The sequence below is a fragment of the Pseudomonas sp. xss_4 genome (genome assembly GCF_043104125.1).
GTDB classification, from domain to species: Bacteria; Pseudomonadota; Gammaproteobacteria; order Pseudomonadales; family Pseudomonadaceae; genus Aquipseudomonas; species Aquipseudomonas parafulva_B.
In genome coordinates this window covers 119,366-143,862 of the sequence record NZ_JBICKJ010000038.1, presented here as the reverse complement: position 1 = coordinate 143,862, position 24,497 = coordinate 119,366, and the positions used below count along the sequence as shown (strand labels likewise).

21 protein-coding genes are annotated in these 24,497 nt (G+C 61.4%); 11 read left to right on the top strand and 10 right to left on the bottom strand.

Annotated elements, in window-relative coordinates; translation table 11 throughout:
* Window positions 1-139 precede the first annotated feature (139 nt).
* Complete coding sequence (locus tag ACF8GB_RS07640) at window positions 140-1,147, top strand: GlxA family transcriptional regulator (protein WP_058638302.1); 1,008 nt, start codon at window positions 140-142, stop codon at window positions 1,145-1,147.
* A 22-nt stretch (window positions 1,148-1,169) separates the two neighbouring features.
* Here ACF8GB_RS07640 and ACF8GB_RS07635 read toward each other — a convergent pair whose 3' ends face one another.
* Complete coding sequence (locus ACF8GB_RS07635) at window positions 1,170-2,054, bottom strand: hypothetical protein (RefSeq protein WP_197844060.1); 885 nt, start codon at window positions 2,052-2,054, stop codon at window positions 1,170-1,172.
* A 195-nt stretch (window positions 2,055-2,249) separates the two neighbouring features.
* On the opposite strand from ACF8GB_RS07635, the gene ACF8GB_RS07630 reads away from it, so the two are divergent.
* The 3 genes from ACF8GB_RS07630 to ACF8GB_RS07620 all read left to right on the top strand — a co-directional run bounded on the left by ACF8GB_RS07630 (window position 2,250) and on the right by ACF8GB_RS07620 (window position 5,577).
* Window positions 2,250-3,230: an aliphatic sulfonate ABC transporter substrate-binding protein gene (locus ACF8GB_RS07630; protein ID WP_197844059.1), complete on the top strand. Its 981-nt coding sequence runs from the start codon at window positions 2,250-2,252 to the stop codon at window positions 3,228-3,230.
* A gap of 12 nt (window positions 3,231-3,242) precedes the next feature.
* Entirely contained in the window at window positions 3,243-4,634 is a 1,392-nt protein-coding gene (locus tag ACF8GB_RS07625) for an LLM class flavin-dependent oxidoreductase (RefSeq protein WP_078478551.1), read from the top strand.
* 106 nt (window positions 4,635-4,740) lie between these two features.
* On the top strand, window positions 4,741-5,577 hold the full coding sequence (locus tag ACF8GB_RS07620) for a bifunctional allantoicase/(S)-ureidoglycine aminohydrolase (RefSeq protein ID WP_058605425.1): 837 nt from the start codon (window positions 4,741-4,743) through the stop codon (window positions 5,575-5,577).
* A gap of 59 nt (window positions 5,578-5,636) precedes the next feature.
* On the opposite strand, the gene sodC is transcribed toward ACF8GB_RS07620, so the two are convergent.
* From sodC to ggt, 3 genes are all read right to left on the bottom strand, one after another.
* Window positions 5,637-6,152 carry a superoxide dismutase family protein gene (sodC, locus tag ACF8GB_RS07615; RefSeq protein WP_078478550.1) on the bottom strand — a complete coding sequence of 172 codons (516 nt, stop codon included), beginning with the start codon at window positions 6,150-6,152 and terminating at the stop codon, window positions 5,637-5,639.
* A gap of 99 nt (window positions 6,153-6,251) precedes the next feature.
* Window positions 6,252-7,133, bottom strand: a complete 882-nt coding sequence (locus ACF8GB_RS07610; RefSeq protein WP_058638306.1) for a LysR substrate-binding domain-containing protein — start codon at window positions 7,131-7,133, stop codon at window positions 6,252-6,254.
* A gap of 69 nt (window positions 7,134-7,202) precedes the next feature.
* Window positions 7,203-8,993: a gamma-glutamyltransferase gene (ggt, locus tag ACF8GB_RS07605; protein WP_392526782.1), complete on the bottom strand. Its 1,791-nt coding sequence runs from the start codon at window positions 8,991-8,993 to the stop codon at window positions 7,203-7,205.
* Window positions 8,994-9,218: 225 nt separating this feature from the next.
* Between ggt and ACF8GB_RS07600 the strand changes: the two genes are divergently transcribed.
* Window positions 9,219-9,617 carry a MerR family DNA-binding transcriptional regulator gene (locus ACF8GB_RS07600; RefSeq protein WP_028687491.1) on the top strand — a complete coding sequence of 133 codons (399 nt, stop codon included), beginning with the start codon at window positions 9,219-9,221 and terminating at the stop codon, window positions 9,615-9,617.
* A 19-nt stretch (window positions 9,618-9,636) separates the two neighbouring features.
* The gene (locus tag ACF8GB_RS07595; protein WP_058638308.1) at window positions 9,637-10,536 is read left to right on the top strand and encodes a hydroxymethylglutaryl-CoA lyase; all 900 of its coding nucleotides are present in this window, start codon (window positions 9,637-9,639) and stop codon (window positions 10,534-10,536) included.
* Between the two features lie 534 nt (window positions 10,537-11,070).
* Here ACF8GB_RS07595 and ACF8GB_RS07590 read toward each other — a convergent pair.
* Window positions 11,071-11,577: an MgtC/SapB family protein gene (locus ACF8GB_RS07590; protein ID WP_058638309.1), complete on the bottom strand. Its 507-nt coding sequence runs from the start codon at window positions 11,575-11,577 to the stop codon at window positions 11,071-11,073.
* Between the two features lie 279 nt (window positions 11,578-11,856).
* Here ACF8GB_RS07590 and ACF8GB_RS07585 point away from each other — a divergent pair, with 279 nt between their 5' ends.
* The 4 genes from ACF8GB_RS07585 to ACF8GB_RS07570 all read left to right on the top strand — a co-directional run bounded on the left by ACF8GB_RS07585 (window position 11,857) and on the right by ACF8GB_RS07570 (window position 17,207).
* The gene (locus ACF8GB_RS07585; protein ID WP_392526781.1) at window positions 11,857-12,096 is read left to right on the top strand and encodes a DUF3203 family protein; all 240 of its coding nucleotides are present in this window, start codon (window positions 11,857-11,859) and stop codon (window positions 12,094-12,096) included.
* A 120-nt stretch (window positions 12,097-12,216) separates the two neighbouring features.
* Window positions 12,217-13,620, top strand: a complete 1,404-nt coding sequence (ccoG, locus tag ACF8GB_RS07580; RefSeq protein WP_392526780.1) for a cytochrome c oxidase accessory protein CcoG — start codon at window positions 12,217-12,219, stop codon at window positions 13,618-13,620.
* Window positions 13,621-13,669: 49 nt separating this feature from the next.
* Window positions 13,670-15,079, top strand: coding sequence for a GntR family transcriptional regulator MpaR (mapR, locus tag ACF8GB_RS07575; RefSeq protein ID WP_058605418.1), 1,410 nt, complete (start codon window positions 13,670-13,672; stop codon window positions 15,077-15,079).
* A gap of 484 nt (window positions 15,080-15,563) precedes the next feature.
* A complete protein-coding gene (locus tag ACF8GB_RS07570; protein ID WP_392475653.1) occupies window positions 15,564-17,207 on the top strand; it encodes an ATP-binding protein in 1,644 nt (547 codons plus the stop codon).
* Window positions 17,208-17,223: 16 nt separating this feature from the next.
* Here ACF8GB_RS07570 and ACF8GB_RS07565 read toward each other — a convergent pair whose 3' ends face one another.
* The 4 genes from ACF8GB_RS07565 to ACF8GB_RS07550 all read right to left on the bottom strand — a co-directional run bounded on the left by ACF8GB_RS07565 (window position 17,224) and on the right by ACF8GB_RS07550 (window position 21,875).
* The gene (locus tag ACF8GB_RS07565) at window positions 17,224-17,970 is read right to left on the bottom strand and encodes an SDR family oxidoreductase (protein ID WP_058638312.1); all 747 of its coding nucleotides are present in this window, start codon (window positions 17,968-17,970) and stop codon (window positions 17,224-17,226) included.
* 678 nt (window positions 17,971-18,648) lie between these two features.
* On the bottom strand, window positions 18,649-20,181 hold the full coding sequence (locus tag ACF8GB_RS07560) for a DHA2 family efflux MFS transporter permease subunit (RefSeq protein WP_392526779.1): 1,533 nt from the start codon (window positions 20,179-20,181) through the stop codon (window positions 18,649-18,651).
* A complete protein-coding gene (locus ACF8GB_RS07555) occupies window positions 20,178-21,371 on the bottom strand; it encodes an efflux RND transporter periplasmic adaptor subunit (protein WP_078478546.1) in 1,194 nt (397 codons plus the stop codon). The genes ACF8GB_RS07560 and ACF8GB_RS07555 overlap by 4 nt, the downstream gene beginning before the upstream one ends.
* Before the next feature lie 30 nt (window positions 21,372-21,401).
* Entirely contained in the window at window positions 21,402-21,875 is a 474-nt protein-coding gene (locus tag ACF8GB_RS07550; protein ID WP_058638315.1) for a MarR family winged helix-turn-helix transcriptional regulator, read from the bottom strand.
* Between the two features lie 238 nt (window positions 21,876-22,113).
* On the opposite strand from ACF8GB_RS07550, the gene ACF8GB_RS07545 reads away from it, so the two are divergent.
* Entirely contained in the window at window positions 22,114-23,112 is a 999-nt protein-coding gene (locus tag ACF8GB_RS07545) for a FecR family protein (protein WP_392526778.1), read from the top strand.
* 11 nt (window positions 23,113-23,123) lie between these two features.
* Here the strand turns inward: ACF8GB_RS07545 and ACF8GB_RS07540 are convergent, their stop codons facing one another.
* Window positions 23,124-24,443 carry a Na+/H+ antiporter family protein gene (locus ACF8GB_RS07540; RefSeq protein WP_196185476.1) on the bottom strand — a complete coding sequence of 440 codons (1,320 nt, stop codon included), beginning with the start codon at window positions 24,441-24,443 and terminating at the stop codon, window positions 23,124-23,126.
* Window positions 24,444-24,497: the final 54 nt, after the last annotated feature.

Genomic DNA, 24,497 nt, shown 5'->3' with positions numbered 1-24,497 from the left:
TATCCAACCCGCCTGCCCCAGGCCGACGCCTAGCGCATGCCTGAACACGACCTGCACATTGGCGACAGCCACCCTGCCGATTGTCTTTCGTAGGGGCACCGGCCACACTTTGGTGCGAAGCCAGGAAGCGGAGTCCAGCGTGTCCACACCCCGTCAGTTCAGCAAAAAGAGCAGCACCAGCAACATGCTGCGATTAAAGACCAGCAGTGCCAGCGTAGAGGCGCCCTATCGGGTCGACTTCGTTTTGCTCGAACACTTCTCCATGGCCAGCTTCACCGTGGCCATGGACGTGCTGGTCACGGCTAATCTTCTGCGCGCGGACAGCTTCCAATTCACGCCCTTGTCGCTTGCCGGTGACCGTGTGCTCAGTGACCTGGGGCTAGAGTTGATCACGACCGAGCTTTCGGCAACCGCCCTCAAGCACTTGGACTTGCTCGTGGTCTGCGGCGGTTTGCGTACGCCGCTCAAATATCCTGAGCTCGACCGCTTGCTTCAGGACTGCGCATCTCACGGCATGGCCTTGGGCGGCCTGTGGAATGGCGCATGGTTTCTTGGCCGCGCCGGAGCGCTGGATGACTACGGCTGCAGCGTTCACCCCGAACAACGTGCCAGCCTCGCCGAGCGCAGCCCGCAGACGCGTATCACGCCCGCAAGCTTCACCCTCGACCGGGACCGACTGAGCGCCGCCAGCCCGAACGGGGCGATGGAATTGATGCTGGGACTGGTACGACGGCTGTACGGTGACGGTCTGGCAGAGGGCGTCGAGGAGATTCTGTCCTTCTCGGGCGCTCGCTATCGGCAAGTGGGCCCCGGGGCCAAGAAGTCGATGAGTCTGCACCTGCGCACCATCGTCGAGCTGATGGAAAACAACCTTGAGGAAACCCTCAGCCTGGACCAGTTGGCGGCTTACAGCGGCCGCTCTCGCCGCCAGATAGACCGCCTGTTCCAGGCGCAGCTCGGCACCTCTCCACGGCGCTACTACATGGAACTTCGCATCACCAAAAGTCGCCGCCTGCTGCAGTACTCCGATCTCTCGGTGATGGAGGTGGCGCTGGCGTGCGGCTTCGTCTCGGTGTCGCACTTCAGTAAATGCTACGCCGCCTATTTCGGTTATCCCCCATCGCGCGAGCAGCGCTTGGGGGATTGAACCTGCTCGCGCTTTTGTGGCGTCAGTCTGACGCAGCAGCGGGCTGCTTCGAAGGAGGGGTCAAGTGCAGCACGCGATCCCGCCCGCCTTCTGCAAGCCAGTAACCGCCGCTGCCATCGGCCACGATGGACTGCGGCGCCTTGAGAAACGACAGCACGGTCTGGCGAGTCCCATCGGGCTTTATGCGCAGCAGCCGTGCCCGGTGCGTGTTGTCTTCACTGATCCAAAGACCACGCTGGTCACAAAACAGGAATGTGGGGTTCTTGAGGCTATCGAACACCACAGGGTCCTTGCCATCCTTGGACAACGCCCGTATCTGCCCGTCGGCTTTCTCGGTGTACAGCAGCCGGCCATCCCCGCATCGGGTCAACCCTTCAGCTTCGGTCAGGCCCGAACGCAGCACGTCCACCTGGCCGCTGCGCCAGTCATAGCGCAGCAAGCGGCCATCACCCTTGCGGTCTTCGATGGCATAAAGGTGGTTGCCCTCGTTCCAAAGGCCCTGCACCGCAATACCGTCGAAAAGCGGTGTGACCTGGCCATCGACAGCCAGACTCACCGGCGCCAGGCCACCTTCCTGGCTGAAGACCCAGCCACCTCTGGCCGCCACCATGCCGTCGGGCTTGGACAGCTGGTCCACGAGCACTTCGCGCTCACCGTCGGGTGCAATCTTGAGAATACTGCCCCGACCATCGTCCAGCTCCTGGCTTACCAGGAGACTGCCGTCGGCCTGGGGAAGCAGCGACGCAGCCTTGTCCACGTTGCGGTGCGCGACCTCCACCTGCCAACCCGAAGCGGCCTGCACGGGGTAGAAGCTTTGCCAGGCGAAAAATCCGAGCGTTGCCATTACAAGGCCGGTGGTAGCGGTGAGCACGATGCGGGTGATGGGTTTACGCAGAAAGGTGGGCATGGAGAACTCCTTGATTCTGCAAGGAATGCTAGCAAGGGGATGTGAAAAAAATGTCGGAAGCAGACACCTGATTACAAAACAAAAGGATATAAAAATAACTAAAAAGTCTAATAATTAGTAATAAAGAATTTGAAGCAGCGCGGTCAGGTGCTTATGTTCTGGTGCTCCCACTCATCGCATATCAAGGATCGCGCCATGCCCCACTCTCTCTTTTCATCACTACGCCGGCGAGCACTGGGAGCACTACTGGCCTCGCTTGCCGGGGCCCTGCTGATAGCCGCACCGGCGCAGGCGCAAGAAAACAGCACCCTGCGCATCGGATACCAGAAATTCAACAGCCTCAACATCCTCAAAGGCAGCGGCGCACTGGAAAAAGCCCTTGCCCCGCAAGGGGTGAGGGTCAGCTGGCATGAGTTTGCCGCCGGCCCACAGTTGCTCGAGGCACTGAGTACCGGTGCCATCGACGTGGGACACGCGGCCGATGCGCCTTCGGTGTTCGCCCAGGCGGCCGGCAAACCCGTGGTCTACCTGGCCGCTGAACAGCCTTATCCGCGTGGGATCGGCCTGGTGGTGCGCCAGCAGGACCCTCTGAACGATGTGCAGGATCTGAAGGGCAAGCGCGTGGCCACTGGCCGGGGATGGAATGCCCAGTACTTGCTGGCCGTCGCCTTGCAACAGGCAGGCCTGAATTACCAGGACATCACCCCGGCCTACGTCAATAACGCAGCCGACGCGATAGCCGCGCTGCAGTCAGGCAGCGTTCAGGCCGCCACACTGTGGGACCCATTCCTGGCTGCAGCCGAGCGGCAGCCAGGGCTGAAAAACCTGCGTGACGGGACCGGCTTGACCAACAACCGCACCTTCTACCTGTCCACCGCCCGCTTCGCGGACAGCCATAAGGCGTTGCTCAGAATATTCTTCAGCGAACTGGCCAAAGCCAGCCAGTGGGCCAATGACAAACCCGGCGACGTCGCCGCCTTGCTGGCGCCGCAGCTTGGCATCAACGCCGATGTTCTGGAAGTAGCAAGTCAACGACGCAACTACAACGCTGTGCCAGTGACCCCAGAGATCGTTGCCGAACAACAGAAGCTGGCCGACACCTTCCAAGGGCTTGGCCTGATCCCCCGCAAACTGAACGTAGCCGAAGCGGTTTACCCTGCTTCCGTGCTGCCTTGAGGCCAGCTCAACATGCCCCGCCCTATACGCTTCAACGCCTTCAGCATGAACGCTGCCAGCCATCAATCGCCTGGCTTGTGGCGCCACCCGCGCAACACCAGCACCGATTTCAACCGCCTGGCTTACTGGACCGACCTGGCCAGGCGACTCGAACGCGGTTTGTTCGACGCACTGTTCATTGCCGATGTCATGGGCATCTATGACGTCTATCAAGGCAGCCCGCACCCGGCCTTGCGCGGCGGCGTCCAGGTGCCGGTGAACGATCCGATGCTGTTGGTCCCCGCCATGGCCGCTGTGACCGAGCACCTGGGCTTCGGGGTCACCTTCTCGCTGACTTACGAGCACCCCTATCCCTTTGCACGGCGCATGTCCACACTCGACCACCTCAGTGACGGGCGCGTGGGCTGGAATATCGTCACCGGCTACCTGGACAGTGCCGCGCGTAACCTGGGGCTCGACCGACAACTGGGGCATGACCTGCGCTATGACTTGGCCGAGGAGTATCTGCAGGTGCTCTACAAACTCTGGGAAAAGAGCTGGGACGACGATGCCCTGGTGCTGGACCGTGAAACGGGCCGCTACGTCGAGCCAACCCGTGTGCACCCCATCGGCCACGCCGGCGCGCACTTCCAGGTACCCGGCATGCACCTCTGCCAGCCATCGCCGCAACGCACCCCCGTGCTGTTTCAGGCAGGCGCGTCGGCGCGCGGTCAGCAGTTCGCCGCCAAGCATGCCGAATGCGTGTTCATCAGCGGGCCGACACCCACGGTTCTGCGGCGCTACGCCGATGGCGTGCGTCAGGCCAGCGAAGCGGCGGGACGCGCACGTGACGAGGTGCTGATCTATGCCCAGGCGTTGCTGATCGTCGCGCCCACTCACGAGCAGGCTCAGGCACGCTTTGACCAATACCGCAGTTTCGTCGACATCGAAGCAGCCCTGACACTGCTGTCAGGTTGGACCGGAATCGACCTGGATGGCCTGGACCCTGACGCGCCAATCCAGTACGTGGAAAACGATGCGGGCCGTGCAGCCTTGGCAGCCTTCACGGCGGCGGACCCTAGCCGTCAATGGACCGTGCGCGAGGCGGCGCAATTCATCGGGCTAGGAGGACGCGGCCCCGTCCTGATCGGTACGCCAAGTGAAGTCGCCGACCAGTTGGAGGCGTGGGTCGATCAAACCGGTATCGATGGGTTCAACCTCACGTATGCCGTCCAACCTGACGACCTGGCCCATGTCGTGGAGTTGCTGGTTCCCGAACTGCAGCGCCGTGGCCGCTATCCCCGCGGGTACGTCGATGGCACCTTGCGCCACAAGTTGTTCGGCAAAGGAAACCGGCTAACGGCGCACCATGTCGGCAGCCGCGTGAGCATTCAGCAACCAAATACTGGGTATTCCAACATTTAATTTGTAGATGTTCGGCGCGCCACCCTATCCTGTGCCCACGTCCCCTGCACCGCACCGGCCGGTGCGGCCCACGGCATGGGGATAGAACAACAAGTCGAGAGCATTCATGTCGAACCACGCCTATTTCGCGCCCCACGGCGGCCACCCGGCTCAAACCGAGCTGCTGACCGACCGTGCCATGTTCACCGAAGCCTACGCGGTCATTCCCAAGGGCGTGATGCGTGACATCGTCACCAGTCACTTGCCCTTCTGGGACAAGATGCGCATGTGGGTCATCGCCCGGCCGCTGACAGGGTTCGCCGAAACGTTCTCCCAGTACATCGTCGAGGTGGCGCCCGAAGGCGGGAGCGAACGGCCTGAACTGGACCCCAACGCCGAAGCCGTGCTGTTTATCGTCGAAGGCGAGCTGGACATTACCGTCGAGGGTCAGCACCACACACTGGTGCCAGGGGGTTATGCGTTTCTCGCGCCTGGCGCCGAATGGAGCCTGCGCAACAACAGCCAGGCCAATGTCACCTTCCACTGGCTGCGCAAGCACTACCAGAAGGTCGAAGGGCTGGACGTACCGTCTTCGTTCGTGACCCACCGCGACAACGCTACCGTGATCGAAATGCCAGGCACCGAAGGCCGCTGGAAAACCACCCGCTTCGTCGACATGGCTGACATGCGCCATGACATGCACGTCAATATCGTCACTTTCCAGCCAGGTGGGGTCATACCGTTTGCTGAAACCCATGTCATGGAGCACGGGCTTTATGTGCTGGAAGGCAAGGCGGTCTACCGCCTGAATCAGGACTGGGTCGAAGTCGAGGCCGGTGATTTCATGTGGCTGCGGGCCTTCTGCCCACAGGCCTGCTATGCCGGCGGCCCTGGCAACTTCAGTTACCTGCTGTACAAAGACGTGAACCGTCACGTGCACTTGACGCTCAACCCCAAGCGCTGAGCACAGAAGACTGCTCGCCGGTCTCCAAGGCGCACCCGCCAGGGTGCGCCAAATCGCTGTTACTCAACCACCCCACACGCCATGCGAGCGCCACCGCCACCCAACTTCTCGGGGTGATCGCTGTGGTTATCGCCGCCTGCGTGCACCATCAGTGCGTGGCCTTTGAAGTCTTCAGCCTTCAGGCGCGGTGCCAGTACCGGATACGTCGCCTTGCCATCGGCACCTACATACAGCGCCGGCAGGTCGCCGCGGTGGCCGCTGTCATCGTAAGGGCCTTTATGCGCGTTGGTCGATTGCGGGTCCCAGTGCCCCCCCGCCCCGCCTGCTGGCACGGCTTTGCCCGCATCCTGCGCAGGAGCGCAGGACGGATTCTGGTGCAGGTGGAAGCCGTGCACACCGGGCGGCAGGTCCTTGAGGTCCGGGGTAAGCAGCGTTCCGTACTTGTTCTGCTCGATGCTGATGGTGCCGATCGACTTGCCTGGGCCATCGGGGCCTGCCAGCTTGAGCTCGACGGTCTGGGCGGCTTGGGCCAGGCCGGTAGTGGCCAGCAGCGCAGCGATTACAACTGCTTTCATAAGGTTCTCCATGGCGTGGTGAAGGCGGACGTCATACCCGCGTTGTGCATGGGACTGCATCATCGCGCAGTCATTCCCTTGTGCCACAGCCTGAAACACTTAAAGACTGCCACCGGCCAACAGTTGCTTGAGCACCTCTGCCAGGGCCTTGACCGTCGGATCGGCGGTTGGACGGTGCACGATGACGATCTCATAGCTGTCGATTTCGCCCAGCCCCTGCTCGGCGCCCAGTACGCGATGCTCTGCAGTGGCCGCGCGCGGCGGTAGCAGGCTGATGCCCATGCCATCGGCGACAGCGGCCTGGATGCCGCTCAAGCTCGAACTGGTGAAACTGATGCGCCAGCGCCTGCCACTGCGCTCGATGGCAGTGATCATGTCTTCGCGGTACAAGCCCCGCGGCGGAAAGGTCACCAATGGCACCGGGTCCAGTTCAAAGGCAGGCAGGCGCGCGCTGTCGATCCATTGCAGCCGCTCGGGCCAACAGGCGACCCCTTCGCGGCTGTTGCGCCGTTGTTTGAGCAATACCAGGTCCAGCTCGCCATTGTCGTAGGCCTGGCTCAGGTCCCGGCACAGCCCGCTGGTGACCTCCAGCTTTACCTGCGGATTGAGCCGACTAAAGGCCGACAGGGCATGGGTGGTCGATCCACCCACAAAGTCCTCGGGTACACCCAGGCGCACCGTGAAGCCGACCATGGCACCGGCCAAGGCTTCGAGCATCTGATCATTCAGGGCCAGCATATGCCGGGCGTACCCGAGCAGCGTCTGCCCGGCGTCGGTCGGGAGCACGTCGCGGTTGCCACGTACCAGTAGACGGTGCCCTACCATGTCTTCCAGGCGCCGGACTTTCTGGCTGATGGTGGACTGGGTCGAATGCAAGCGCGCGGCAGCCGTGGTGAAACTGCCGCAGTCGGCCACCACGACGATGGCACGCAGAAGGTCCAGGTCGAACAAGGCCCTATTCGATTTCACGTTATGAGACATGCAAGTATTCGACAAATGAATGGGAGGACCGTTTTCTAGCACGCACCTGGGTAGCTCGCAACGCTGGCTTCAATCTCCCAGTGCTACACCTTCACGGCGTGGGTCCGCCCCGCCCAACCAGCCTGTCCCGTCCCGCTGAATGACTTGCAGGCCGCTGGTCATATCCATCGGCGTCACGGTGTGGCCCCACGCCTTGAGCTTGCGAATCAGTGCAGCGCTGGTCAGCCCTGATTCCACCTCGGTTGCACCGTTGCGGCTGCCAAAATTGGGCAGCCCGGCGGCTTGCTGGGGGTCCAGCCGCCAGTCCAGCAACGCGATGAGCGCCTTGTTGACGTAACCGATGATCTGCGAGCCGCCGGGTGAGCCAAGGCTGGCTACCAATTCCCCATGGTCCCGGGAGAACACCAGCGTAGGCGCCATGGCTGACAGGGGCCGCTTGCCCGGTTGAACGCGATTGGCCACTGGCCTGCCCTGCTCCTGGGGCACGAACGAAAAATCGGTCAGCTGGTTATTGAGCAAGAACCCTTTGACCATCAGGTGCGAGCCGAATGCGCCCTCCACCGAGGTGGTCATGGCCACGGCATTGCCGCGATCATCAATGGCGCTTAGGTGGGAGGTGGCTATCCGCGGTGGCGATCGGTCAGGCGCAAGGGTCAACAGCGCACCGCTCGGATGGCCAGGGATGGCCTTGTTCATGCTGCGCTCACCCACCTGACTGGCACGCTGTGCCAGGTAGCCCGGGTCGAGCAGGCCCTTGAGCGGAACGGGTACATAGTCACTGTCGGCCAGGTACTGGGCGCGATCGGCATAAGCCAGTCGCTCGGCCTCGGCGACCAGGTGCACGGCGCGTGCTGGCGCCTCCAGGGTGGCAGCAGTGGCCGAGGGGACGGGTGCCAGGTGCGCCAGATCGTCCCTGGCCGACCTGCGTTGCAATGCCTCCAGTATTCCCAAGGTCTGCAGTACCGCCACGCCCCCGGATGAAGGAGGGGGCATGCCACAAATCTGCCAAGCTTTGTAGGGTCCGCAGACAGGTTCACGCTCGCTGGCCCGGTACTGCTTCAGGTCATCGGCGGACAGATAACCTGGGTTGGTGTGGTTTTGGACGGCCGCCACCATGGCTTGCGCAACCTCGCCGTTGTAAAACGCCTGCGCGCCGTGTTGCGCGATCTGCTCAAGCGTGTCGGCAAGTTCGGGATTACGCAGCCGTGTGCCTACTGCAAGCGGGCGCCCCGTCGTGTCCAGGAAATAGCCGGCCATACTGGGCGAGCGAGCCACGAAGGGGTCGGCTTTCAGCAGCGCATGCAGCCTTGCAGAGACTGGGAACCCGGTGCGGGCCAGTTCGATGGCGGGTTGAAACAACGCTTGCCAGGGCAGCACGCCGTGCTGCTTGTGCGCCAATTCCAGGGCCCGCAATACACCCGGCACCCCCACGGCTCGTCCGCCAATCTGTGCTGACCTAAATGGCATGGGTGCCCCCTTGTCGTCGAGGAACAGGCGTTCGGTCACCTGCGACGGCGCCGTTTCCCGGCCATCGAATGCCTGGGTCCTTTTCCCGTCCCAGTGGAGGATGAATGCGCCGCCGCCGATTCCACTCGACTGAGGCTCGACGAGTGTCAGCACCAGTTGCATCGCAATTGCCGCATCCAGCGCACTGCCCCCGGCGCGCAGGATGCGTTGTCCAGCCTGACTGGCCAGCGGGTTGGCGGCCGCGGCCATGTGCCGTTTGGCCGCCACCGGCTGCAAGCCTGCGCGATAACCGGAGCCAAGTTCGGGTGCTACGGGCAGCGCTTGCCTGGCCTGGGCCAGGTTACAGGACAGGCTCAGGCACAGCGCGCTGACGGATAGAAAGAGAGGGTTCATGCAGCCGCTTCCTGCGTTGGGCCTAGCACAGATGCGAGGCTGTCGAATCGAAAAGTGCACTGACGCTTTTGTTGAGCGTTCAGGCTGGGCGAGGATAACGCGACTGCGACGCACGGGACCACCAACGGTCACGCGGTTGTGGCGCGGTTCGATTCCAGTCGCCCACCTTGACGTATACGTAAAGCACGCTTCAGGATGGCGGCATATCCTGCCCAGAGCCCTGGTATGAGTACCCAGACCTACAGTATTTCCGACCTGTCCCGTGAGCTGGACATCACCACGCGCGCCATTCGTTTTTACGAAGAGCAAGGGCTGCTGCGCCCCGAGCGACGCGGCCTTGAGCGCATCTATTCGGCGCGGGACAAGGTCAGCCTCAAACTTATCCTGCGTGGCAAGCGCATCGGCTTCTCGCTGGCAGAGTGCCGTGAGTTGATCGAGCTGTACGACCCTTCGGGCGGCAACCTCAAGCAACTGAACAGCATGCTCGCCAAGATCGCCGAGCGGCGCGCCCAACTGGAACAGCAAATGCTCGACATCCACCAGATGCAGCTTGAGCTGGACACTGCCCAGGAGCGCTGTGAACAGGCCCTGGCGTGCACGCTTGCCAATAAAGACCACGGTTGACCGTTACAGGAACCTCATCATGTCCTTGCCTGAAAAAGTTCGTCTGGTAGAAGTTGGCCCTCGCGACGGGCTGCAGAACGAAGCCCAGCCCATCAGTGTCGCCGACAAGGTGCGGCTGGTGGACGACCTCACAGCGGCTGGCCTTGCCTACATCGAAGTGGGCAGTTTCGTTTCACCCAAGTGGGTGCCGCAAATGGCCGGTTCGGCCGAGGTGTTCGCCAGTATCGACCAGCGTCCGGGCGTCACCTACGCAGCGCTGGCGCCCAATCTGCGCGGCTTCGAAGATGCCGCGGCGGCGGGCGTCAAGGAGGTGGCGGTATTCGCCGCCGCGTCCGAGGCATTCTCGCAGCGCAATATCAACTGTTCCATCTCGCAAAGCCTGAGTCGTTTCGAACCCATCATCGAGGCCGCGCGAGCCCAGGGTGTGCGGGTGCGTGGGTACGTATCCTGTGTGCTCGGCTGCCCGTACGAGGGCCCGGTCCGTGCAGAGCAGGTACTGCCGGTGGCGCGTGCCCTGCACCAGATGGGCTGCTACGAAGTGTCGCTGGGCGATACCATCGGTACCGGTACTGCTGGTGACGTTCGACGCTTGTTCGAGGTGATAGCGGCCCATGTTCCCCGCGCGCAATTGGCGGGGCACTTCCACGATACTTATGGCCAAGCCCTGGCCAACGTATATGCGAGCCTTCTTGAAGGCATCAGCACCTTCGACAGCTCGGTGGCGGGTTTGGGTGGCTGCCCCTATGCCAAGGGCGCGACCGGTAACGTCGCGACCGAAGATGTCGTTTACCTGCTTGATGGGTTGGGCATCGAGACCGGTATCGACCTGGAGCGCTTGATCGAGGCTGGGCAGCGCATCAGCACGGTGCTGGGAAGGGCCAATGGATCGCGCGTTGCACGTGCGCGACAGGCGCGCTAGGTCATCAAGGTGTCACAACAATGTGGGTGAAGTGTTACCGCTCGCTTGGCGACGAAGCCAGATACGGGTATCCCGGAAACATCCAGTGAGGTTTTTCCGACGCCCTGCTTTCATGAATTTCTTCATGCCATTGATTTAAAAGGGTTTTTCAAAACTGGCACGGGACCTGCTATATCTCTTGCATAACAAGAACAACAAAGCGTCACTTAATAAAAATAATAGAGAACGGCTCTGACAGAACAAGAACAACACGGCAGAGGCGTAGCAAGCAGATTTTTTTGGAGTCGACCCGCATTCCTGGGGCAAGCCCCGCGAATTGGCACAGAACAATAAAACTACCTCAAGGTAGCGGCGGCCAACTCGGATCATGCGTGATGAAGGTCGGTCAGCGCTCAAAAAAATACGTTTGCTCTTGGCCCCGCATGGGGGCCTTGCACCACCAGGGCAGGCTGACAAAAACAACAACAGGCCAGCCCCAAGAATAAAAAGAGCAAGCAGCAACGCTTTGGGGGGAGCTTCGGCTCCCCTTAGTGCTTACCCCTCCTCCTTCTGTTTTTCCTCGTGCTTGCCCTCGGCCTTCTCCACCAGCAGCGGCATCGTGCCCAATACCAGCAGCGCGAGCACCGTACTTATCAATGCAGTGGCTTCCCGGCCCATCCCAGCGGCAGTGCCTATGGCAGCGGTCATCCAAAGGCCAGCGGCGGTGGTCAACCCTTTCACGTGGCTGGTGTCCCGTCCGTTGCCTTTCAAGATGGTGCCTGCTCCGAGAAAACCGATGCCGGCGACGATGCCCTGGATCACGCGGCTAAGGGCCTGTTCGTCGGCGCCTGCCATGCTGGGCGCCAACACGAACAGGGCAGCACCGAGCGACACCAGCATGTGGGTGCGCACCCCGGCGGATTTGCCCCGGTGTTCGCGTTCGAACCCCAAAACCGCGCCGAGCAGCGATGCCATCAACAAGCGAATTAGAATGCGTGTGACCTCGTGCGCATCGGTCACATCCGCGAATTCGATCTGGATGGCGTGCCAGATAGTTTCCATCCTGTACGTTCTCTCCAAAGGCTGAGTGCTTGGCAAACGTCAGGTGCCTAGGTCGTGGGGCCATGCTTGCCCCAAGTGCCAACACATCCACCACGGCCCTTGTGCGAGATCCTGGTTGCCGGCGATGGGCTGCACAGCTGCCCACACCACCGGGCCCTGCATTCCCTGTTCACCTTCATGGACCCCAAGAGCCTCTGCAAAGTGCCGTTGAGCCAAGGGGGTGCAACGATGCTCAATACCCTGCGGTCAACCGTTCGAATTCACATCAGGAGACGTGTCATGCCAGTCGAAATCGATGCTCAAACCCAACGCTGCACGCTCATCAACGACCAGCAGCGTCTCGAAGGCGCCGCTTGTGACATCGAAATCGTGACCGACGAGCGACTGCGCATGTCAGTCGCGGTACTGGGTGCAATGCACACGCCGATCACCGAAATCGAGGCCGATGCGCTCACGGTGGCCGGTGCGGTCGATAGCCGCAGGCATCTTAAGAACACCGCGCCAGGCTTGATCATATAAGGGGCTGCACGGCCTGCACCTCAACTGATATGGTTTTTATCGCCAAGGCTGAGCCTGTGCTGATAGCAGACTGACGGCCATAGTGCACATGCCTGATCCAGGCTAGTTGAGCACGGAGCCATGACCGACAGAACGCCTTATTCAGTGATTGCCACTGTCCCTGCCAACCCTTCCCGCCGTGTCGGCGACGCCGCCATCCACACGCGCAGTTTCAGCGGGGTGTACCGCACGCTGCGCATCGGTTTCGCCGGGGCCCTGTTTGCCCTGTTCTTCGGCACTGCCTGGCTGAACTGGAACGGTCGCCAGGCGGTGCTGTGGGACCTGGGCAACAGCAAGTTCCACATCTTTGGCGCGACCTTCTGGCCACAGGACTTCATTCTGCTCTCGGCGCTGCTGATCATCTGTGCGTTCGGCTTGTTCGCCATCACAGTCTACGCCGGGCGGGTCTGGTGCGGTTACAGCTGCCCGCAAAGCACCTGGACCTGGTTATTCATGTGGTGCGAAAAAATCACCGAAGGCGACCGCAACCAACGCATCAAGCTGGCCGCAGCGCCCTGGAGTCTCGACAAGGCCGCCAGACGCCTCACCAAGCATTCGCTGTGGCTGGCCATAGGCCTGGTCACCGGCGTGACCTTCGTTGGTTACTTCACACCCATTCGTCCGCTGGCATCCGAACTGCTCACACTTCAACTGGGCGGCGTTGCGCTGTTCTGGGTGTTGTTCTTCACAGCCGCCACCTACTTCAATGCCGGCTTGCTGCGCGAAGCGGTCTGCCTGCACATGTGCCCCTATGCCCGGTTCCAGAGCGTGATGTTCGACAAGGACACCCTGGCCGTGGCTTACGATCCGCGCCGTGGCGAGGCACGTGGCGCGCGCAAGAAAGGCAGCGACGCCCGCGCCCAGGGCCTGGGTGACTGTATCGACTGCACGTTGTGCGTTCAGGTATGCCCTACCGGCATCGACATTCGCGACGGTTTGCAAATGGCCTGCATCGGCTGCGCCGCCTGTATCGATGCCTGCGACGGTGTGATGGACAAGATGGGCTACAGACGTGGGCTGATCGGGTACAAGTCAGAACACAGCCTGCAAGGGGGTACTACGCATTGGCTACGACCACGCCTGCTCGGTTACGCCGCAGCACTGCTGGTGATGATCGGTGCATTGTGCGTGGCGTTGTACCTGCGGCCGATGGTATCGCTGGATGTGATCAAGGACCGTGGTCTGTTCCGCGAAAATGCACTGGGTCAGATCGAGAACATCTACCTGCTCAAGGTGATCAACAAGACCGAGCACACTCAACACTACGCGCTGCGGTTGCTCGATGCCGAGGGCTTTACCCTCCAGGGGCAGATGGCGCTTACCGTATCGGCCGGCGAAATGAGCGAAACTCCGGTGTCGGTGGCGATGCTGGCCGACCGACCCGAAAGCAGCTCGGTGCCGCTTGCATTCGAAATCAGCGAACGCGACGACGCGTCGGTGCGCAGCGTGGCGCACAGCCGCTTCGTGGCGCCCATGAACCGATGACGCCTACACTCCTCTTCCCTTGCCTGCCAGGCTTCGACAGAAGGCCACAATGAAACGTTACGAACGCTTCGCCGACGACATCGCCGAACTCATCCGCTCCGGCGTACTGGGCCCTGGTGAACGCGTGCCCTCCGTGCGGTACGCCAGCCAGACCCATGGGGTCAGCCCCTCCACGGTTTTCCAGGCGTATTACCTGCTGGAACGGCGTGGACTGATTCGCGCCCGGCCGCGCTCGGGCTACTTCGTCAATGCCCACGCCACTCGTCAATTCAGCGAGCCCCAAGCGCTGCACCCGATCAGCGAGTCCACTGATGTGGACGTCAGTGCCCTGGTTTTTTCCATCCTTGATTCGATCAAGGACCCCAACACGGTACCCTTCGGTTCGGCCTTCCCCAGTCCCTCGCTATTCCCTCTGCAGCGCCTGTCCCGGTCACTGGCCAGCGCCAGCCGTGCCATGGACCCTCGTGTGGCGGTCACCGACCTGTCGCCCGGCAACCCGCAACTGCGTCGGCAGATTGCCCTGCGCTACATGGTCGGCGGACTGATGCTGCCGATGGAAGAGCTGCTGATCACCAACGGCGCACTTGAGGCCCTGAACCTTTGTCTTCAGGCTGTCACCCAGCCAGGTGACCTGGTCGCAATCGAAGCGCCCGCGTTCTATGCTTGCCTGCAGATACTGGAGCGGCTCAAACTCAAAGCCGTGGAAATTCCCGTGCATCCCCGCGAGGGCATGGACCTGGAGGTGCTGGCCCAAACGCTGCAAAAGCACCCGGTCAAGGCGGTGTGGTGCATGACCACGTTCCAGAACCCGGTCGGCGCCAGCATGCCGGAGGCCAAGAAGCAGGCGTTGGTCGAGCTGGTGACACGCCACCAAGTGCCCCTTATTGAAGACGATGTCTACGCCGAGCTCTACTACGCCCAGCAGGCACCCAAGCCTGCGAAGGCATTCGATACCCAGGGCCTGGTCATGCACTGCGGCTCCTTCGCCAAGAGCCTCGCCCCGGGCTACCGCATCGGCTGGGTCGCCGCAGGGCGGTTTGCGCAGAAGGTCGAGCGGTTGAAGCTCATGACCTCGCTCTGCGCCTCGATGCCCGCCCAGGCTGCCATCGCCGACTACCTCCAGCACGGTGGCTACGATCGCCACCTGCGCAAGTTGCGTTATGCACTCGAAGGCCAGCAAGCCAATATGCTGGCGGCGATCGGGCGTCACTTCCCGGCACAGACACGGGTCAGTCAACCGTCAGGGGGGTACTTCCTCTGGCTGGAGTTACCGCAACAGATGGACGCGCTGAAGCTGTTCCACATGGCCCTGGCGCAAGGCATCAGCATTGCCCCGGGGCCGATCTTCTCGCCCACCCGACGCTTCGGCAACTGCATCCGGCTCAACTATGGCAGCCCTTGGAACGAAGCAGCCGAGCAGGCAATGGCCACCCTGGGGCGGATAATTCGCTCTTTCTGAGGTCTGCGTTCAACCCTTCATGCGCGCACGGCTATAGTTGTCGAAATTTCCAAGCCGAATCGCCCGCATGACATCACAAACGCCTCTGGATGACCGCGCAGCGCTACAGGCCAGGCTGCTTGAGCTCGAGGCCGAGCACGAGCAGCTGCGCCTGAAAGCTGCTGCCTATGACGCCGTCGTCGAGCAAATCGATGAAGGCCTGTGCGTCCTGCAAGTGCTCGAGGATGAGCACGGCCAACTCAATGACTATCGCTACCTGATGTACAACGCGGCTTGTGCCCGCCACACCCTCCATTTTAAAGAGGTAGGTTTGACCGCAAGGCAGACCATCCCCGACGAAGTGGACCAATGGCTCCCACATTTCGCCGAGGTGGCGCGTACGGGTGTGCCCCTGCACTTCGAGCAGCGGCTGGCAGTCTCGAACCGGTGGCTGACCTTGAAAGTTAGCCGCCTCGAGCCCGCCTGCGAGCGGATATTGCTGGTTCTGTTCACCGGCAGGCCCGACGAAAACGCTGGCATCCATCAGTTGCAGGCGCTCAACCAGGAACTGGCGCAGCAAGTGGACAGAGAGCTTGCCAGTCGCAAGCTGCTGGGCAATCTGGTCGATCACAGCGTTGCCAACGTATTTGCGGCCGATTGCAACTTCAGGCTGCTGGCGATCAACCGCACCGCGCAGGAAACCCTCAAACGCTGGCGCGGCCTGGTGCCCAAGGTCGGTGAGTACATCCCCGACTTCATCGCCGACCAGCCGGACATCGTCAAGCAACTGAACGGGCTGTGGCCAAGGATCATGACGGGTGAATCTTTCGTGGACACCGTTGCCGTTGGCCTGGAAGGAAATGTCCGCCACTACGAGGTGCGCTACAACCCGCTGCTCGATGCCGAGCAGGTCGTGCAGGGTGGTTTCATGTTCGCCTACGACATCACTGAGCGCGTCGCTGAACAACAGCGCCTTGAGCAAGTGGAAGAAACCCTAAGGCAGTCCCAGAAAATGGAGGCTATCGGACAGCTGACCGGCGGTATCTCCCATGACTTCAACAATTTGCTCGGCAGCATAATGGGGGCGCTGGAGGTTGCCGCTCAGCGACAAACCGAAGGTCGCTATCCGGATGCTGCCAGGCTCATGGGGTTGGCCAGGCAGGATACGAAGCGAGCGGCCACACTGGTGCAACGACTGCTGGCGTTCGCTCGGCAACAGAAACTGAGCCCGCAGACCGTCGACGTCCATGAGTTGGTGACCAGCATGCACGATCTCATCAAAAGCTCGTTGCACGCCAGCATCGAGTTCCAGGACCTCACCAAGTCTGGGCACTGGCTTGTCCAGATTGACCCTTCCCAGCTGGAAAACGCATTGCTCAACCTGTGCATCAATGCACGCGACGCCATGCCGGTAGGCGGCACGCTGATCATTCGCAACAGTGACGTGCGGGTATACCCTTCACTGGCCGAACGACTGCATTTGCCTGTCGGCGATTACGTCAGGATTTCTGTCAGTGACAATGGCGTAGGAATGAGCAGCGATGTGGCAGAACGTGCCATGGAACCGTTTTTCACCACCAAGCCGCTCGGCCAGGGATCGGGACTGGGGCTCCCCATGGTCTACGGCTTCATCCGTCAATCCGAGGGGCAGGTAAAGATCACCAGCTCGCCGGGGCAAGGAACCTGCGTAGACCTCTATCTACCCAAGGATACAGGCCAGGTCGCTGCGAGCATTGACAAGGTATCAACGCCCTTCTGCCCTCCCCAGCAGGGCAAGCATCTGGTCATGCTGGTGGAGGACGAAGACACATTGCGGCTGGTGATAGAGGAACTGCTCATTGATCAAGGGATGGAGGTGCGCGTCTTCACCGAGGGCTCGCAGGCCTTGAAAGCGTTAAGGGCCGGCCTGCAGCCATCGCTGTTGATTAGCGACATCGGTTTGCCAGGGAGAGTCAGTGGCAAGCAGCTGGAAACCGCCCTGCCCGACTCGGCAGCCCTGCTCTACATCACTGGCTACGCTGATCAACAGGGCATCGCCATGTCGCGCAGAGGTGCGGTGATGTGCAAGCCCTTCGCATTGGCCGCGCTGGTCGAACAGGTGGGCCTGCTGCTGGCGAGCGCCGCCGCCGACTCGAACAGGCGCAGTTGATGATGCGAGCAGCTGGTCATCTTCCGCCACTCAGGTCGATGAATGTACCTGTCGAATAGGAAGCTTTGTCAGACAGCAGCCAGAGGATCGCCTCGGCCACCTCCTCAGGCCGCCCGCCTCGGCCCATGGGCAACCCAGGCTCGAGTTTGCTGACGCGATCCGGATCTCCCGACAGCGCATGAAAGCCGGTGTGGATGTAGCCGGGCCTGACCCCGTTGACCCTTACCCCTTCAGCAGCCAGCTCTTTGGCCAGGCCCACCGTGAACGTGTCGAGCGCGCCTTTGGAGGCGGCGTAATCAATGTACTCGTTCGGTGACCCGAGGCGGGCGGCCAGGGATGAGACGTTGACGATGCCCCCGCCATTCCCCCCGTGACGTGCGGCCATGCGCAATACAGCGTGCTTGGCGCAGAGCATGGGGCCGACGATGTTGGTCTTCATCATGCTGAGCAATCGCGCCTCGGTCATATGTTCGAGGCGGGTTTGGGGAGCGATGGTGGCGGCATTGTTCACCAGGGCCGAGATCGGCCCCAGATCTTCATCTACACGTTGGAACATCGCGATGATGTCGGCTTCGCTGCTGACGTCGGCGCGCACGGCGATAGCCTTTGCGCCCAAGGTACGGACCTGGCTAAGGATGGCATCGGCAGCTTCATCGTTGCTGCGGTAGTTGATGCACAGATGGTAGCCATGCCGGGCGGCGAGCAGGGCGGTGGCAGCGCCTATGCCGCGGCTGGCACCGGTGATGAGGATGACGGGGTTCATGAGGTGCCGGATATGTTGAGGTGGTGGTTTGAAGATAGAGGAAATGAAAGGCGGTTGCCAGTTAAGCGGGCCAAGATGGGCTGAACAAGCAAACTTTCAGTTAGGCGTGAGTTCGTGAATTAATCGACTAAACCCTATCTAAGATAGTGATTTGTTGTCGGTAAATACTGCACCGAAGTCCGAGAATACTTATAGAAAGCGCGTTTCACAACGAAACTTCCTACGGAAATTTGGCCCCCCCTGCGCGATGACATCAGCAATTAAGAATATAAAAGATGGCAAATGGAACACTGTCCTGATTACCCATTCGCCACTGCACGGATGAGCGGCGACACAGAGCCATTGCCATGGAACGAACCCGAACGCAACGTAATGAGATGAGGGATGCCAGTGACCACCGTGAGGATGGCCACATGGGCCTCTTCGACGCGATGGCCAAGCCAGGGGTGGGGGTAGGAAGATCTGCCCCTGATCGGGACGTGCATGCACAAACGTCTTTCCAAGGTTACCGCGCTGATGCGGCGATATTCAGCAGCGAGGACTCGAAATTCACGGTTCCCCATCAAACTCACTTGGGGCTGCTGCGCAGCCCATCGCGGTCGGTCCGGCGCCCCGGCAAGACCGCTACACAAGCCCCAGTACTTAGCAAAGGCACCGGTCGCGTACCCCAAATCAAACTCAATGCCCGTCCCCCGGCCCCGCCTTGGCCGTAAACGGCGGCTTCGCGAACCAGACCAACAAAATCAACCCTGCGAACACCCACGTCATCAACATGAAGTAGTCCACCGTCGACATCATGTAAGCCTGCCCGTTGAGCACCTGCTCCAGCTGCGCATAGTTGTGCAGGTTCGCCCCACCCATCTGCTCAAGCGTGTGCCGCGTCGCCGGCTCGTACTGACTGATGTGCTCACTCAAGTAGGCATGGTGCTGGTCAGCCCGTCGAATCCAGATCCACGTCGTCAACGAAGCCGCGAAGCTCCCACCCAATGTGCGCAGGAACGTTGCCAAGCCTGATCCGTCGGCTATCTGCTGGGGCGGCAGGTCCGACAACAGGATGCTCAGTGTGGGCATGAAGAACAGCGCAACCCCAATCCCCATGAACAACTGCACCAATGCCACATGCTGGAAATCCACCTGGCTGGTGAACCCCGCCCGCATGTAGCAGCTGCTGCCGATGGCCAGGAACGCTAGCCCTGCCAGAATCCGCAAATCGAAGCGATGCGCGTACTTGCCCACGAATGGTGACATGATTACCGGCAATATCCCGATAGGCGCCACCGCCAGGCCCGCCCAGGTGGCGGTGTAGCCCATCTGTGTCTGCAACCACTGCGGCAGGATCAAGTTGATGCCGAAGAACCCTGCATAGCCACCCACCAGGACGATGGTCCCCACGCGGAAATTGCGGTGGGCGAACAACCGCAGGTTTACCACCGGGTGCCGGTCGGTGAGTTCCCAGATGACGAACACGGCCAAAAACACGACGGAGATCAGCGTGCCGATGATGATGAACGAGGACTCGAACCAGTCCAGGTCATTGCCTTTGTCCAGCACCACCTGCAACGCCCCTACCCCAACAATCAAGGTCAGCAGCCCTATGTAGTCCATCGGCTGCCGGCTGGTGACCACTGGACGATCGCGCATCTGCTGGCGCACCACCGCAGCGGCGAACAGGCCGATAGGCACGTTGATGAAGAAGATCCATGGCCAGCTGTAACTGTCCGTGATCCACCCACCCAGGATGGGCCCGGCAATAGGCGCCACAACCGTTACCATGGCCAGTAGCGCAAGCGCCATACCCCGCTTGGCAGGGGGGTAGACCGCAATCAGCAGGGTCTGGGTCATGGGATACAACGGACCGGCTACCACCCCTTGCAACACCCGAAAGCCTACAAGCTCCGGCATCGATTGGGCGATCCCACACAAGAACGATGCCAGCACGAACAGCAAGGTCGCCCACAGGAACAACTTCACTTCGCCAAAGCGCCGGCTCAACCAGCCCGTCAGCGGCAAGGCGATGGCATTGCTCACGGCGAACGAGGTGATGACCCATGTCCCTTGCTCGTAACTGACCCCCAAGTTGCCCGAGATGGTCGGCAAGGCCACGTTGGCAATGGTGGTGTCCAGCACCTGCATGAACGTGGCAAGCGACAAGCCGATGGTGGTCAGCAGCAGGCTTGGCGGGGTGAACTGGGCAGTGGCGTTATTGCTCATCGCTGAGCCGTCTTGCCAGACGCGCTGTTGTCACGGATCAGTTGCTCGATCAGCTTGTCCGCCTCGACCAACTGGCGATCGTAGACGTCGGTGGTGTAGCTCGCCTGTTGCGGCGGTTGCTGGGCCAGGGCCGGGCCACTCTGGTCGTGCAGGTCCACATCCACAACCGTGGACAGGCCGATTCGCAAGGGATGGTCCTTCAACTGGTCGGGGTTCAGGTGAATCCGCACCGGCACCCGCTGCACGATCTTGATCCAGTTGCCGGTCGCGTTCTGCGCAGGCAGCAAGGCGAAGGCGCTACCGGTGCCGGCACCCAGGCTGTCCACCGTGCCGCTGTAGGTGACGTCGCTACCATACAGGTCGGCAGTGATCTCCACCGGTTGGCCAATGCGCATCTGGCGCAACTGGGTTTCCTTGAAGTTGGCGTCGATCCACACCTGGTCGAGCGGGATCACTGCCATGGTGGCAGTACCGGGTTGCAGGCGCTGCCCGAGCTGCACGCTGCGCTTGGCAACGTAGCCGGTCACCGGCGCGACCAGCGTGGTGCGCGCATGGGCCAGGTAGGCCTGCCGCAGATCGGCCGCCGCGGCCATGACTTCCGGGTGCGAAGCCACCACGGTATCGTCGACCAAAGCGGCACTGGTACTCAGTTGCTGGCGGGCACTGTTGACAGCCGCCTGGGCAACACTCAGGTCATCGCGCGCATGGGAAAGCTCTTCGCCAGCGATGGCGCCGCTTTCGGCCAGCACCTTGCGCCGGTTGAAGTCCTGCTGAGCCTTGCGCAGTTCGGCTTGGCGCGTCTGCAACTGTGCCTTGAGCGAATCGACGTTGCTGTACAGACCACGCACCTGCCTTACGGTACGCGCAAGGTTGGCTTGAGCCGATTGCAGGGCCACCTGGCTGTCGGCCGGGTCGAACTGCAGCAAGACCTGGCCGGCATGTACCAGGTCGCCATCGTCGGCGCCAATGCTGGTGACCGTCCCGGTCACCAATGGCGTGATTTCGACCACGTTGCCGTTGACGTAGGCGTCATCGGTGCTCTCGTACCAACGCCCAACCAGGCTGTACCAGGCCCAGGTGCCTAACCCGCCCAGGATCAGCAGCACCAGCAGGCCAATCAGCCAGAGCTTGCGCTTGCGCGAGGAGGTAGGTGCCTCGGTAGGTGCAGGGGTGTCTGAGGAAGTGTCCATGACAATACCTTGGAATAAAGGAAACGGGGTTCAACGATCACCGAAACGACGGATCGTCAGCGGATCGCCAGCGCCAAGCAGTACCTTGGCCAGCAGACGCTCCAGGTCTTGGAGCTCATCGGCTGCCAGTGCGCCACACAGCTCGTTCATGGCGGCAGCGCCGATCTCGGGCAAACGGTCGGCCAGCCGCTGGCCATCGGCGGTCAACGCCAGGCGCACCACGCGGCGGTCCGTGGGGCATCGGGTGCGTACAAGCAGATCCTTGTGCTCCAGGCGATCGAGCATGCGCGTCATCGATCCGCTGTCCAGACCCAGGTAGCGGCAGACCTCAGCAGGTGTATCAACCTGGTACTGCGTCACGATGATCAATACCTTGAACTGCGCAGCCGTGACGCCCTCGGACTCCAGATGCCAGTCGAGAATCCGGTCCTTCAGAAGCGCCGCACGGCCCAGCAACATGCCGATGGCGCACGTCTCGAAATTGTCAGGCGAGAAATGGGGCATGAATGATTGCTCGAACAAGTGTGTACAAATATTACTGCCTAGGCAGTGAATGTCAAAGACTTAATTAGCTTGCTATGTACGCGTCACGAGGGCTTCGCGTCATGGCGCGAAGCGTTCTCAAAAGCGAAAAATCTGAAGGATTTCGCCGGAAAAGACCGGGAAATGAAAGGAATTAGCGGCTTGGCGTGTTCCTCGACGCATCGGTGGAACGTTAGAATGCGCAAAACCCGGAGCCGCGATGAATCAAGACCGCCCTACTATCCACATCGATGACAGCATGGCCGATGCCGCTGCGCACTGGTGCATGCGCCTGCATGAAGGCGATTGCACGACTGCAGAGCGTGAGGCGTTTGCCCGGTGGCTGGCAGCCGATCCGCGTCATGCCGAGGAATACCAAGCCATGCTGGCTATCTGGCACACGGCTGACCTGCTGCCGCGGCCCGCTCAAGCGATCGGGCACGCTGGCCCGGTCAGGCGCAGCGGTCGCAGATGGCGCGCCCAGGCTTACGCAGCCGTCATCGCATTGGCGGCACTGCCGTTGGTAGGATGGATCGGCTGGGAGCAAGGCTGGGTTCCCAACCGCTACCAGCACTTCGAGACCACGGACCACATGCAGACCGTGCAGTTGAGCGACGGCAGCACGGTGCAGCTCAACCTGAACACCGACCTGACCTACCTCAACTTCAAGCACCAGCGCCGTGTCACACTCAAGCATGGCGAGGCATTCTTCACGGTGCACCACGACAGCACCCACCCCTTCGTGGTGCGCGCCGGCAATGGCCAGACCCGCGTGACAGGTACCCGCTTCAATGTCTGGAAATACCAGGACACGGTTAAAGTGACCCTGGTCGAGGGATCGGTGCTGGTCTCCAGCGAGGGCAAGACGGGCTATCGGCTTGGCCCTGGCATGCAGGCCATCTACCGCAAGGGCGATTTCGAGCCTCAACTGCTGGAAAACAGCAACTTTGCCGACGCGCTGGCCTGGCGCAGCGGCAAACTGGTGCTCGACAACTTGACCCTTGAACAAGCACTGCCGGCCATAAACCGCTACCTCGACAAGCCGCTCAGGCTTGCCGATTCCGGTACCGGTCAGATTCGTATCAGCGGCATCTACAACACCCGGGAGGTAGGCCAGCTGGTCAACAACCTGCCCAAGGTGCTGCCGATCTACCTGACCCGCAGCAACGACGGCAGCACGGTGCTCAACCGTATCTCGCCGCCGCCCGCCAAGCGCTGAGCCGCCTGCTGCTAGAGCGTCATCGCGGCCAGCCACCCGAAGGCCAGCAGCGGCAGGTTGTAGTGAATGAACGTCGGCACCACCGTGTCCCAGATGTGATGGTGCTGCCCATCCACATTGAGCCCGGAAGTTGGGCCTAGGGTGGAATCCGAGGCTGGCGAGCCTGCGTCACCCAACGCGCCTGCCGTACCCACGATACACACGGTCGCCAAAGGGTCGAAGCCGAGTTGGACGCACAGCGGTACGAAAATCGCAGCCAGAATCGGTACGGTGGAAAACGACGAGCCGATGCCCATGGTGACCAGCAGGCCCACCAACAGCATCAGCAAGGCCCCTACCCCTTTGCTGTGGTTGATCCAATGCGCCGACGTTTCGACGAGGCTTTGGACATCACCAGTGGCTTTCATGACGTCTGCAAAGCCTGAGGCGGTGATCATGATGAAACCAATCATGGCCATCATCTTCATGCCTTCGGTGAACAGGTCATCGGTGTCGCGCCACTTAACGATGCCCGACAGCGAGAAGATCAGAAAGCCGACCATTGCGCCGATGATCATCGAGTCCACCAGCAGCTGGACGACGAACGCGGCAACGATCGCAATGCCGGCCACCAACAGTGTCATCGGGTTGTAGCGCACGCTTACCTGCTCGACCTGCTCGATGCGCGCCAGATCGTAGTCGCGTTTTTTCCGGTAGCTGACAAACACGGCCAACAGCAGGCCTACCAACATGCCAGCGGCGGGAATGGCCATGGCGTGGGTGACGTTGACCCCAGTGATATCGACCCCTGCACGCGCTACGTTGGCCAGCAGAATCTGATTGAGGAAGATATTGCCGAAACCCACTGGCAGGAAAATGTAGGGCGTGATCAAGCCGAATGTAATGACGCAGGCGATCAGGCGCCGGTCGATGCGCAGGCGGGTCAGCACATAAAGCAGCGGCGGTACCAGCAATGGAATGAAGGCGATGTGAATGGGCAGAATATTCTGAGACGAGACGGCCACCACCAGCATCAGGCCGATCATCAACCATTTCACCCTGCCAGCTTGGTCGTGGCCTTGCCGGTCGATCATGGCCAAAGCCCGGTCGGCCAAGGCATGCGCCAGGCCGGATTTAGCGATGGCCACGGCAAAGGCACCCAGCAGCGCGTAGGACAGCGCCACGGTGGCCCCGCCACCGAGCCCGCCATTGAAGGCCTCAAGCGTGCCTTGCACGCCCAGACCGCCGACCAGCCCACCTGCCAGGGCACCGACGATCAGAGCAATGACCACATGTACGCGGGACAGGCTCAGTATCAGCATGATGCCAACCGCGGCAATCACTGCATTCATGGGGGGCTTACCTCACTGGGGACAAAAAAGCGCGCACTCTGACGCAGTGCACGG